This is a genomic window from Pseudobacteroides cellulosolvens ATCC 35603 = DSM 2933, assembly GCF_001262605.1.
GTDB classification, from domain to species: domain Bacteria; phylum Bacillota; class Clostridia; order Acetivibrionales; family DSM-2933; genus Pseudobacteroides; species Pseudobacteroides cellulosolvens.
Map to the genome: position 1 here is coordinate 5,730,342 of NZ_LGTC01000001.1, position 12,756 is coordinate 5,743,097.

Annotated in this window: 8 protein-coding genes; all 8 read right to left on the minus strand. The window is 36.6% G+C overall.

Annotated elements, in window-relative coordinates; all coding sequences use genetic code 11:
• Positions 1-2: 2 nt before the first annotated feature.
• Positions 3-1,334, minus strand: coding sequence for an ArnT family glycosyltransferase (locus tag Bccel_RS23775; RefSeq protein ID WP_036935155.1), 1,332 nt, complete (start codon positions 1,332-1,334; stop codon positions 3-5).
• 42 nt (positions 1,335-1,376) lie between these two features.
• Positions 1,377-1,913, minus strand: a complete 537-nt coding sequence (rfbC, locus tag Bccel_RS23780; RefSeq protein ID WP_036935152.1) for a dTDP-4-dehydrorhamnose 3,5-epimerase — start codon at positions 1,911-1,913, stop codon at positions 1,377-1,379.
• Between the two features lie 2 nt (positions 1,914-1,915).
• Complete coding sequence (rfbB, locus tag Bccel_RS23785) at positions 1,916-2,974, minus strand: dTDP-glucose 4,6-dehydratase (protein WP_036935151.1); 1,059 nt, start codon at positions 2,972-2,974, stop codon at positions 1,916-1,918.
• 86 nt (positions 2,975-3,060) lie between these two features.
• Positions 3,061-3,783, minus strand: a complete 723-nt coding sequence (locus Bccel_RS23790) for a sugar phosphate nucleotidyltransferase (protein ID WP_036935149.1) — start codon at positions 3,781-3,783, stop codon at positions 3,061-3,063.
• 2 nt (positions 3,784-3,785) lie between these two features.
• The gene (gene rfbD, locus Bccel_RS23795) at positions 3,786-4,631 is read right to left on the minus strand and encodes a dTDP-4-dehydrorhamnose reductase (RefSeq protein ID WP_036935146.1); all 846 of its coding nucleotides are present in this window, start codon (positions 4,629-4,631) and stop codon (positions 3,786-3,788) included.
• A gap of 40 nt (positions 4,632-4,671) precedes the next feature.
• Positions 4,672-5,589 carry a Wzz/FepE/Etk N-terminal domain-containing protein gene (locus tag Bccel_RS23800; protein WP_036935144.1) on the minus strand — a complete coding sequence of 306 codons (918 nt, stop codon included), beginning with the start codon at positions 5,587-5,589 and terminating at the stop codon, positions 4,672-4,674.
• 16 nt (positions 5,590-5,605) lie between these two features.
• Positions 5,606-8,620, minus strand: a complete 3,015-nt coding sequence (locus Bccel_RS23805) for an O-antigen ligase family protein (protein ID WP_081926661.1) — start codon at positions 8,618-8,620, stop codon at positions 5,606-5,608.
• A 129-nt stretch (positions 8,621-8,749) separates the two neighbouring features.
• Positions 8,750-12,400, minus strand: a complete 3,651-nt coding sequence (locus tag Bccel_RS23810; RefSeq protein WP_036935136.1) for a hypothetical protein — start codon at positions 12,398-12,400, stop codon at positions 8,750-8,752.
• Positions 12,401-12,756 lie beyond the last annotated feature (356 nt).

The following is a 12,756-nucleotide window of genomic DNA, read 5'->3' on the forward strand; positions in this document are numbered from 1 at the left end:
AATCACTCCCCACTTTTTTCATTAACATGAAATTTATCTTTTTTGTTTATTCTAATTTGCATCCCATATCTGCCAACTGAAGCTAAAGCAATAAGGAGGCATACAATCTTCTGCCGATGTCTTATTGCTGTTCCATAATTGGAAGTGCCCCAGGCAAATGTTAAAATCTCAATCAACATTATTGCAAATAGAGCTATAAAAAGAATTTTGTTTTCACATCCTGCTTTTCTAATGCTTTTTAAACAAAAAAATATCAATACCGCATAAAAGGCGGCATCTACAAAACCTATTATATCAAACACTCCAGAAACTTTCCATAAAAATGGCATAAGCAAAAAATATATGATCCTTATAGGAGTATGTATTACAATGTCTATAATAGATGCAGGATAAAATCCTTGGAGATAAGCGGTTCTTCCAACTGCTAAAGGTATCAATCTGCTTTTTAGATATTCCGGCGAAAAAATTAAACTGATGTCTGCAGGCAGCTTATTAAGAAGCCTAGACCTAAAAAACACCATTACCACAAGAGTCAAAACAATTGCAATAACAACCTCTTTATTAATGAGTTTCCATTGCTTGGTTGCAGGCTTATAAAAAGAGAAAAAGAATAGATATACTCCTCCAACAAAAATCATTGCACCATGTACCGAACTTGCAGCTGTGAGTAGAATTACTGAAAGGACAATATGATATAATAATCCTCCTTTTACCCATTTTATAAAATAGTATACAGATATAAGGCTTAAAAGGGTTATTACATTTTCTCTTAAAATAACAGCCGAATACAGGTTAAGCGTTGGAAATAATGCTGCAACAAGGCTTCCTGTCAATGCTGCTTTTTTGGAACCGCCTATTTCAACTACCAGTTTATAAACAAAATACACAGTAAAAAATCCAAAAATAACATTGAAAAACTGTGCAACAAAGGGCGATCTTCCTGTTAAGAAATAAATTAATCCTACAAATTTGGAATATAAATACGCTCCCGGAGTATCGGGTGGTACGGCACCATTTTCCCAAGCTTGGGCAACTTTCCATCCCAAGTCTTCAAATGCCACTGCATCCGTACCACTATCCGGCAGATGTATATAAAACGAATTAAGAATTGCAAGTACCAAACGTGTGATAAAGGCAAGGTATAAAACTATAACAAGCCCTGTTTCTTTGCTTTTTATTAGTCCCATAGAAATAAAAACTATACTTGAGAGCACAATCAACGCACTAACCATCTCGGTTCCACGCATAGAAGAAGCAAAACCTATAAAAATGGCCACAGGTAGCAGCAATAAAACTGATATTACTTTCATATCAATTGTAGTTTCCTTAACCATCTGAATTTCTTCTCCTATTACTAAACATCTTTACTTTCATTCTCATAAAGTCCCAAGCTTTTTGTCCTTCTCGGAAAGAACAATTTCATTAATACCCTCTAAAGGCCATTCTATACCGATGGAAGGGTCGTTCCACATAATTCCGCTTTCATCTTCAGGATGATAAAACTCTGTACACTTGTATGCAAACTCGGCCTCATCGGATAAAACCAAAAAACCGTGTGCAAACCCAGGCGGAACATAGAACTGCTTTTTATTCTCTGCTGAAAGGACAACTCCAAACCACTTTTTATAGGTAGGAGAATCTTTCCTCATATCCACACCTACATCAAAAACCTCCCCGGACAACACCCTCACCAGCTTTCCCTGAGGGAAATTCACTTGAAAATGGAGTCCTCTTAAGACTCCTTTAAAGGATTTTGACTGGTTATCCTGGACAAAAGCCATATCCAATCCAGCTTCCTTGAAATCATTATAATTATATGTTTCCATGAAATACCCTCTGTTATCACCAAATACCTTTGGCTCAATAACATAAAGGTCTTTAATTCCCGTATCAATAAAATTGAATTTGCCCAAAATTACACACCCTTTTCATACATACTTTTGTAATAATTCTGGTAATCTCCCGAGGTTATGTTATTCATCCATTCCTTGTTATCGAGATACCATTTGATTGTCTTTTCTATTCCAACTTCAAAGGTTGTAACAGGATACCATCCAAGCTCCCTTTTAATTTTTTCGGGATCAATACCGTATCTTCTGTCGTGGCCTTTCCTGTCTTCTACATATTTGATAAGGCTTTCATCTATTGTGCTGTCCACATGTTCCCTGAGATAGCCTATAATAGTCTTAACTATATGGATGTTTTCCCTTTCATTATGCCCCCCTACATTATACACCTCTCCAGGTTTACCGTTATGCAGTACCATATCAATTGCACTGCAGTGGTCTTCAACATAAAGCCAGTCACGGATGTTCTTTCCATCACCGTATACCGGAAGGGACTTTTTTGTAAGTGCATTGTTTATCATAAGAGGTATGAGCTTTTCAGGGAACTGATAAGGCCCATAATTATTACTGCACCTGGTGATATTTACAGGCATGCCGTAAGTGTCTGCATAAGCCTTGACGATAAGGTCTCCTCCTGCCTTGCTTGCAGAGTAGGGACTATGAGGATCCAATGGAGTTGTCTCCATAAAGAAGCCAGTATCACCAAGTGATCCATATACTTCATCTGTAGAAACCTGCAGATACTTGACGCCTTCCTTGTATTTCCCATCTACTTCCCAGTATTTCCTGGCAATATTTAAGAGGTTAGCAGTGCCTCCAACATTTGTTTTGATAAATATGTCAGGATCGGTAATGCTCCTGTCAACATGGCTTTCTGCTGCAAAATTTATTACATGGGATATATCGTACTCCCTAAATAATTTATCTATCAGCTCACTGTCACAAATATCCCCCTGAACAAATACATAATTCTTATTATCTTGGACGCATTTTAAGTTCTCCAGGTTCCCTGCATATGTTAATTTGTCTAAATTAATTATTTTTATATCATTATATTTATTAAGCATGTAAATTACAAAATTACTTCCAATAAATCCGGCTCCACCGGTAACTATCATGGTTTTCATAGTTTCCTCCAAATTGCGTATATGTAATAATTATAGTTCGTTATTTTGCTCCGCCAAATATAGATTATTACTGATTTTAATGTAGTTTAGAGACATATCTCCACATTTTCAACAAGCTTACTTGCATAAGCCAGACTATCAAAGGTCCCGGCGTCGGTCCACCAGCCCTTTAATACATCACTTGTCATAGTGCCTCTCCTGATATACTCGTTATTTACATCGGTAATCTCCAGTTCTCCTCTACCGGAAGGCTTAAGTGTCTTAATTATCTCAAAAACACTGCTGTCATACATGTAAATTCCGGTTACGCTATAGTTTGACTTGGGATTTTTGGGTTTTTCTTCAATTGAAATAACCTTATCACCGGAGAGCTCTGCAACTCCATACCTTTGCGGGTCTTCAACCTCTTTTATAAGAATCTTTGCACCCTCAGGCTGCTTATTGAATTTTTCAACACAATCTTTAATATTATCTTCAAAAATGTTATCCCCTAAAATTACTACACATTTGTCGTCTCCTACAAATTCCTCTGCAAGTCCTAAAGCTTGTGCAATTCCTCCTGCTTGATCCTGTATCCGGTAAGTGAACTTCAAGTCCATTTCATAACCACTGCCCAGTAGATTTACTATTGACCCGGCATGTTCCTTTCCCGTTACTACAAAAATGTCCTTAAGTCCTGCTGATTTAAGCTTTGATATAGGATGATAAATCATTGGACATCTGCCAACAGGCAGAAGATGCTTATTTGTTACCTTTGTAAGCGGGTTCAACCTTGAGCCTGTGCCTCCTGCTAAAATAATGCCTTTCATAATTAAACCTCTCCCTTCAAGTAATCTGTTAATGCCTCTTCCCAACTTCTGAATTCATTTATACCTACAAGCTTTAGCATAAAATTATCAAGAACTGAATATTTAGGTCTTTCTGCGGGTCGGTTCAATTCCTCCGTAGTCATCTCACTAACTTTTATATTTATTCCCTTAATTTCAAAAATCTTTTTTGCAAACTGATTCCAGCTGCAACTTCCTTCACAGGTCCCATGGTAAGTTCCATAGCTTTCTGAATTTATAAGCTTAATTATGCACCTAGCCAAATCCTTTGTGCTGGTAGGTGACCCAAATTGGTCGTTAACCACCTTTACCTCATCTTTTTCCTTCGCCAACTTAAGCATTGTCCTAACAAAATTGTTTCCTTCTCCGTAAAGCCATGCTGTTCTAACTATAAAATGCCTTGGATTTGTATCCTTTACAAGTATTTCACCCATAGCCTTGCTTTTTCCGTAAACACTTCTGGGGTTCATCGGGTCAGTTTCAACTTTTGGAGTATTGCCTGTTCCGTCAAAGACGTAGTCCGTTGATACCTGTACCATCTTTGCACCTACTGATAATGCTGCCGCTGAAAGGTTTTGGGGGCCAATTGCATTAACCCTGTAGGCATTCAATTCGTCGCTCTCGCATCCGTCAACATTTGTATATGCAGCACAATTAATTATTACATCAGGTTTTTGAGCCTTAACCAGTTCAAAAACCATTACCTGATTTGTTATATCAAGGTTATGGACATCAGTCTCAATCAAATTATAAACACCATTAAATTCATTAAACTGCCTTGCCAATTCCAATCCAAGTTGGCCTCTACAGCCCGTTATTAGAACTTTCATAGCCATTCCTCCATTATAGTATTATAAAATAATTAACTGGTTAGGACTGCTTTTTATACCAAAATTCAAAAACTGTGAGGAAAAACAATATAAACATAAACCCTGCAACAAATGCAAGGATTAAATTCACCTTTATTTTAGGAGAAATTTTAACAGGTGCACTATCTTCATAAGATAACTGAAGATTCAACATACTTTCGATTGAACCCGTCTTTATAAGAGACATTTCTTTCTCAATAATTTTGTATGAGTCATATGCCTGAGCAGCAAGTACATAATTGTTTTCAATGTCCCTATACCTTACTGCGGCTTCACTTGAAAGGTTTTCAACCTTTCCGCCATCTCTAGCTATAAATTCTGATATTTCTTTTTTATACTTATTAAGGTTTTCATTCTCGATTTTTAGTCCGTCCTTTACAAGCATTGCTGACTTTTCAACTGATTTTGCAGCTTGGCCCGATATATAACCGGGAAGAAAATCCTTTACTGCTTTTCCAACCTTTAAAAGCTCCTCAGGGAATTGAGATAGGGATACTATTGTAATCTGATTTAAGTCCTTGTTGCCGGAAACCTGCATTGATACTTTGCTACCCAAGTCGTTTCCGCTAAACACCCTATCTTTAAATTCAGCACTTCCAATCATGGAAGCAACAGAATCTGCATCATATCTTGGATATGACATTTTATTTAAAATAGCTCCAAGCATTCTATTTGCATGCTTGTTGTACGTCTCGTTGCTGCCCGGTACTCCAGCTGAAATAATTGTTTCCTGCTGTTCCAGTCCAGTTTTCAAATCAACAGGACTTATATTGAATATTGTCCTGTGGCTGTACGAAGGCGTAACAAAATACATGCTGACTACTGCACTAACTATTACACAGCATGCTGTAAAACCTAAAATGATCCATTTTCTCTTAATAATTAATTTAATTATATCTCTTAAGTTAATTTGATCCATTAAAAAACTCCCCCAGCTACATTTCTACAACCCTTATATTCTTTATTTCAAGTTTTTCAGGAACTCCAACCCTTAATGCGTTATCAGCAGGCTTGAAATCCTTGGGAATGGTAATCTGCCCAGAGTATACCTTACCCAAAGGTACCAGGCTTCCCTGCAGCTCATTAATACCTTTTACAGCATATGGAATACCTTTTGAGGTTATATCATTAGCCAGCTCAACCTCAATACGATAACTCTTTCCTGCTGCCAAATTAAGCTTTCGTGTCTCTATATAGCCATCATTTTTTTCAGTTTTGCTTTGTACCTCTAAAATACCGTTATCCTTTTCATTCATAACAGCACTTTCTCCACTTGATCCAAGCTGGTCTGGACTACTGTCCATATCGAAATCTATTCCGCTGATATAATTAAACAACAGCTTATCAGCATTAATATTTTCCAGCTTGTCCTGATTTTCCTTTATATACTTTGTTTTTTCATATAATTCCATTGTTGCAGAGTTAAAGACAAAAGGATTCATATTGTTTTTATTTGCCTCAACAGCATCATCTTTAACTTTTAATGCTTTATCCAAATATATTATAGCTTTGTTTTTGTCCTTGCTCTGTATATAGTAATTGACGACGCTGTAATATGCACTAAGCTTTTGCTGCCATTCTTCCGGCCTCAATGGGCGGAGCTTTGCAGCCCTGTCAAACAAGTCCAAACCTTTGTCTATTTCTCCCATATTCAAATAGAATGAACCAACCTTCGGCAAGAATTCAACGCTGTTCCATGCCAGCTTTTCAGAAGTCTTTAGTGCATCCTTTGCACTGTCGATGTCCTTCTGGGTCTTCTGCTGCTTTGAAAGTGTAAGTTTTACATAATCTAGCTTGTATTCTACCATCCATGGATCAAAACCAGCCGCACTCTTCATTACTGATATTGCCTTTTCAGTATCGGAAGGACTAACACTCACTGCTTCCCTGCCCTTTGCATTAGCCGACTTGATAAACACAGGAACAAACAATACCACTATAGAAAGAGTCAACATTACAAATGCGTGGAGATTAACAGTTTTTATTTTTACCAATTTATTCAAATATCCAATCACTGCATTTTTTGTTTCAATCTCTTCCTCAACAGGCGTGTTTCTATATCTTGAATTAAATATACCTAGCAACTGCCAGAAAAGCAGGAACACTGCCGACAATGAAAAATCAAAATCTACAGCTGAGTGCATCATCATTCCCAACAATGCAGCAAACAAAGCAGCTTGCAGGATACGCTCCTCTACTCCTGATTTTCTCTTATATTTAAGCTCCGAAGCAAACATGGCTATTATAGATATTATAAGGAATAGCAGTATAATTATTCCTACAACACCACATTCCACAGCTATCTGGGAAAAATAATTGTGAGCCTGGGTACTCCAATAGAGGAAGGACTGATATGAAAAATTCAACGCTGCCCAGGTTCCTCCACCGCCGCCCAAAAACCAGCGATCTTTGAACATATTCATGGCATCCCTGTTAAAAATGGAACGCTCTACCAAACTTCTTGAAATCAAATTCATCTGTACAAGCTCAGGTATATTACCCAATGAGTATTTATATTTCAATGCAATATTCTTTGCAACCTTTCCCGAACCTGCTTCAATAACCTTAACATTATCAAATACAGAACTTGTACCACTGAAATCATTTCTAAATGTGATATTTACAACTTTGCTATCAGACGGAAGCTTAAATGGAAGCTCCCTATTTTCAATGCCCTTTGTTGCAGAGCCGTTGTATTGGGTAATATGAACCTCTCTGTCATTTACGACAAGGTCTCTTTCCCTTTTATAGTTTATTATAATGGAATAAGCAATAGGCTTATCACCCTTTATTTTCGCATCAACATCATAAACCAGCTTATAATCCTTGCCCGGTTCCAATACAACACTCTTTACACTTCTTACAATTTTGTCCTCGGGGCCTTCGGGATAAACCAGTTCAAGTTTTTCTGTAGAATTCATTGATACAACAACCGCAACTATAGCGGTAGCAGCACCTAATGCAAACAGTGCAGCATATATCTTCCAGTTCAATTTTTCTAAAAATGGAGATACAAATGAAACAACAATGTTTATTATAGCAGAAATTACAATTCCTGCAAACAGCAAAATCCAAATTTTAGATTCATTACCTGTATTATTCATCATATACTTATACAACATAGCAGATATAACACCTGCAGGTATTATGGAAGAAAATCCATAAATAATACCTTTAATCCTGCTTCCTTTTGGAAGAGCAATAAGGTAAATGACAGCTGCAACAGGCACAACTGCAATCATACCACGGCTTTGTGTAAATACAAAGGTAGTAAGGAAAATGAATGAGCATACGGCTGGAATTATTTTCAACCACCTGTTTTTAGTTATCATTGAAAGAGTAAGGGATACCAGGAATACCGCCACAAGATAAGACGCAAGTGCATTGGGGTATTGTAATGTAGAGTAAATTCTCTGTGTAACAAAGGTACCAAATATAGTCTCGCTTCCGGTGATTGAATTTATGAGCTTTGCTATATTCTGACCTGCCGCCCCATCAAAGCCAATTATACAAATACATACAGATGTTCCTAATATGACCCACAATACTGCCAGCTTTGATTTCATAGTTGTAATAAGGTCCGAAAGCATGATAAACACAGCAATATACATGCAATATTTTAGCCACTCGATAACAGCAAACCTTGGTGCAACTGCCAAACGAATACCTACTATATATAAAAGCACCGATATGAAATAGACAATGGTAAATGCCAATGCAGCATAATCTATTGGTGTGACGAGTAAACGTTTGTCACGGATGAGAAACTTATATGCCCAAAAGGCTGTGAATATGATAAAGATAAATATCTCTGCAGGAATTTGCTCTGCTTCAAAATACATCCCGCGTAGAAACGGAGGAAAGAACATGAATATGCAGAGGACAGTGATCAGGATGATACGAAATGGTTTGTATTTCTCTATGTTCAAAGGTAATTTCTTTTGTTTCAATGTGTGCTACCTGCCTTTCTGTAGATGGTACAATAAACAAAAGTATTTTACCCTATATTTTGCTTTGTGTCAAATAAAAAAGAAAGGATAGACCGTTTGGTCTACCCTTATCTTTTTTATTAATTAGACTTAAGGAGCAACATATAATACTTTTACGTCTGTGTTAACTCCTGTGCTACCAGTATTCTTGAGGTTAGCATTTGGAGTGAACAATGTAACTCCATCATCCGCAGTAGCTGCAGTAAGAGTAATTACTATTGTTTTTCCTACAACCTCTACAGAATTAGCAGTTGCATCTGCACTAGCCAATGATGTAATTTCTCCTACATCTGCAATTGTTATTTTATTAGCTACTGGTTCAGTTACAGTAGGTGAATCAGGAAGTTTTGGTACCTGATTGAATGTTATAGTTATTGTATTTGCTGCTACTTCTAATTTCTCAGCCATAAATCCTTTTGAACCAGTTTTACCAGTTGTATCTGTTACGATATACTGCTTATTAACGTCTTTTGCAACTATATCAGCAGTTGGCTTAGTTTTCAATAAAACTGAAGCAGTTTCATCAATGTTACCATTTGTTTCTAACTTAACAACATTACTCTTTGTTGCTGATCCTACAAGCGTACCTTTTGTAACAGGTAAGTTTGTTGTAGTAGTTCCTATAGTCTGTGATAAAAGAACACTGCTAGCAAATGATGCAGCATCGTCTATATTACCTTCAAGGATAACAATTACTTCATTATTATCGAGTATGGATACTGATTTTATTGAAGTAGTGAATGAAGTTGCTGATGCAGCTACTGATTCAACACTACCGTCAATTGCTGTTCCTACAGAAGTTTTTGTTCCTGTCGGGCTTGCTATTGTTCTAACTTTAACTTGAGTTATATCTGTGCTACTAGTAAATGCATCAGCAGCTGTAGTAAGTTCTACATATTGCGTTCCATCTACATCAACAAGCTTTGCTGATGAAGAAACTGCATAGGCAACTTTATCAGTCTTATACTCAAAGTCTGAATATGATACTGAATTAAGTTTAGTACCTAATACTTTAACTCTTAAAGTATTTCCTGAAGTAATCTTCACTTCTTCTCCAGTTCCAGCGATAGTAGTATCACCATCTACTATTGCTGATGAAGTCTGTTCATTTCCAATTGATAGAACGTTACCAGCTACGTCAGAAACTGCCTTTATAGTACTTCCAGAGATATAACCAAATTTAACTTTTGTATCGCCAGCTTTAGTCTTCTTATCAGTTGGAAGAGTTATAACTATAGCTTTTGAATCTTCTGATGAAACTGCAATGGTTGTTCCTGAAGGAAGATCTCCAAAAGAAGTATCGCTAGTATTCATCCATTTGTAGTTTGCTGCATTAAGAGCTGAGTATGTTCCAGTTGTAGCCATCTTTTCACTGAATACTACATATATTTTATTTGAATCATCTTTCACAGTTACGCTAGTAACAGTTGGTGCAGTTACATCTGTAAATGTTATTGCACTTGATGAAACAGCTTGCATTTCTTGACCAACTACATCTTTAACACCGCTTATGCTTATTGTGCAAGCACCGGATTGTTTTTCTTTTAATGTAAGAGTAGTAGTCTTAACAGCAGCAACATACTTAGCTTCTGTGATTTCTACTGCTGTTCCGTCAGCTTTTTTAATTGTGTAATGATCTTTTCTAGCTGCATTTCCTGTAGTACCTGAGTTTGTTTCTACTCCACTAGTAAGAGTAGCTGCCATATCTTTTGAGAACTTAACTTTTACTGTCTGTTCATTCTCTACAGTAATAGTAGTAGTAGCTATTGCATCTGAACCTACAGTAACTTCAAATTTCTTTGTTGGAACTGCATTTCCGTATGCATCAACAATACCTTTTACGAAGAAGTATACTTTACCAGTTGGTATTACATTTGTAGTGAATGAGAAAGTATATTTTGTATCAGTTGTTTTAGCTACAGCATTTGCTGTTTTAGCAGTATTTGTATCAACTCCGTCTGTATTCCAGAATACCATAGATGTTGAAGGAGCTGAAATTGCAGCTGTGAAATCAACAGCAACTTCTGATCTGCTGTTTACAGTCAATTTGTCTGCAGCAGCAGCAGTTAATGACAATGATACAGTAAACTTTGCACTTGTCAAAGGAACTTCATAACCAGCATAGTCCTTAACGTTAGTGTCTGCACCATTCTTTAACATTGATAAAGTATATTCACCAGTTGCAAGAGCATTGTTCAATACAAAATCAACACTTGTCAAATCATCTGATACAACGATATCTTCGTCAGTTGTTGAACCTACTTTATTAGCTAATTGCTTAGCTGATGCTGTATCAGCTGGCATATCAGCAACATCTGGATCTTCTGTTCCTTTAATTACAGCATCACCAATTTTAAAATTGTATGAGAATGTTGAATCAGCACCACCATCATCTTTAAATGCAGCAGCATTTTGAACTGGCTCAGAGAATGTAACTCTGATCTTTTTGTTACCGATAGCTTCAGCCTTAACAATCTGTGGAACTGCTGAATCAGCAGCTACTTTAAATGCTTTAGTGTAATCTTTGCCATCTCTTGTCATTTTTACAGTGTAATCAACATCTGCTTCATATGTTCCAGTTGCGATTACTAATACCTGTTTTGAATTTCCAGTAACAGCCTTAACAGTCTGTGCTACAGTAGCAGCAGTGTCTGAAGTCTTGTAAACTGTGAAAGTATCTTTTGCTGAATCATAATCTTTGTTTAAGTTAACTTTTATTAACTTTAAGCTTGGTTCAACAACATCTTTAATTCCAAAAGAAGCACCTACAACAACTGCAGGAGCAGTTACAGCTGTAGTGTCTTTATATTTTACTGAGTAAACAACGCTCTGTTCAGCTGATGCTTCAGCAACAACTGGAACATTGATAACTGCAGTCTTTGTAGCATAAGTGTAACCATAAACAGTACCTGTTACTGTAGTAGCAGCAGCACCGTTGATAGCTTGAGTTACTGTGAAGTCAGCATCAGCTGGAGTAGCTCCAACGTCTTCTGACATAACAACTGTTAACTGACCGTTAGTAGCAGTTACGCTGTAAACAGCTGTAGTAACAGTCTTAGGTAATTCTAGTGCACTTGGCATAAATTCTTTAGCAACTTCTTCTTTAATAGCACCTGATTCAACTATTGTCTTAAGAAGAGTTTTACCAGTACCGTTCTTTTCAAGTGGCAAAACTTCCAAAACAGCTGTTATTAAATCAGCATTTGTGAATTTTGATACGTTAGCAACTTTTGTTAATCCTTTTGAAGCAGCAAAAGTTATTGTATCAGCGTAGTCGAAATCACCTTTTACATCGCCTACTGTACATTTGTAACCCAATCCTTCAAGCAATACTTTGTAGAATGCTTGAGCTGAAGTAGCTGAAGTAGGATCGAATTTACCGTTACCTGATCCAATCCATCCATATTGAGGATTAGCTTTGAGGTAACCAAGATATTTCTGCATATCTGCAGCTAATAATTTTGCATCAGTAAAGTTATCTTTACCGTCAAAAACTTTAGCTGTAGATTCGAGACCTAACAACCTGAGGAAAATAATTGCTGATTGGTACCTTTGTGTTGATGCCTTCAAATAATCTTCTGTAATTCCACCGTTTCCACCGATAACAACTCCCAAACCTTGTGCTATTTCAGCATCAGTTTTTGGAGCAGCAGCTGTATCAGCAGCGAATGCTGGTATCATAGTAGTAGCAAGCATTGCAATAACTACGATAACCGATAACATCTTCTTGAGATTCTTCATACTCTCAATTCCTCCTTGTAATTTTTGTGATTTGGAATAAGGCTTTATAAAATACGGTCGAGATACGCCTTTTCCGTCTATTTTATAGCCCGACCTAAAATTATTTACTCAAGATATCTGGCATGTATCACCTATCTTGATTCAAGACAAATTATATCAGAGCAATATTTTAGAGTCAACACATTGAAAATAAGTGTAAAGAAAATGTAATAGAACTGAAATAATTGATAATGTATTATGTAATATTTCAACAAATACAATTAAGGTGCCTCTTGTATTATACTACATAAGAGGCACCTTATAAAGAAGATTATTTGTTACTCATTTAAGTAAAAAACCGTAAGATACTACACTTG

Excerpts from the sequence above, each read along its gene's own strand:
- Bccel_RS23775 (WP_036935155.1), bottom strand. The coding sequence starts at position 1,334 with ATGGTTAAGGAAACTACAATTGATATGAAAGTAATATCAGTTTTATTG.
- rfbB (WP_036935151.1), bottom strand. The coding sequence starts at position 2,974 with ATGAAAACCATGATAGTTACCGGTGGAGCCGGATTTATTGGAAGTAAT.
- Bccel_RS23790 (WP_036935149.1), bottom strand. The coding sequence starts at position 3,783 with ATGAAAGGCATTATTTTAGCAGGAGGCACAGGCTCAAGGTTGAACCCG.
- rfbD (WP_036935146.1), bottom strand. The coding sequence starts at position 4,631 with ATGAAAGTTCTAATAACGGGCTGTAGAGGCCAACTTGGATTGGAATTG.
- Bccel_RS23800 (WP_036935144.1), bottom strand. The coding sequence starts at position 5,589 with ATGGATCAAATTAACTTAAGAGATATAATTAAATTAATTATTAAGAGA.
- Bccel_RS23810 (WP_036935136.1), bottom strand. The coding sequence starts at position 12,400 with ATGAAGAATCTCAAGAAGATGTTATCGGTTATCGTAGTTATTGCAATG.